General features: G+C 60.9%; 1 protein-coding gene. It reads left to right on the top strand.

The genetic code is table 11. From position 1 onward, the window contains the following. Positions 1–258 (top strand): IS66 family transposase (locus tag COJ96_RS25855; RefSeq protein WP_142333084.1); only part of this gene is annotated, 258 nt, incomplete at both ends.

Raw genomic sequence — 258 nt, 5'->3', positions numbered from 1 at the left:
GCTGAGTTATCTGGGGGAGGATGCCGCCGAACAGCTGGAGCTGATGCGCAGGGTCTTCCGGGTTATGCGGACTGTACGCGAAAAACACGCCTGTACTCAGTGCGATGCCATCGTGCAGGCCCCTGCGCCTTCGCGGCCCATCGAACGGGGTATAGCAGGACCAGGGTTGCTGGCCCGCGTACTAACCTCTAAGTATGCAGAGCACACCCCTCTGTATCGCCAGTCTGAAATATACGGCCGCCAGGGCGTGGAGCTGAG

This window comes from Bacillus sp. AFS073361, from assembly GCF_002567005.1.
In the GTDB taxonomy this organism is placed as follows: Bacteria; Bacillota; Bacilli; order Bacillales; family Cytobacillaceae; genus Neobacillus.
This window is presented reverse-complemented; position numbering and strand designations above follow the sequence as displayed.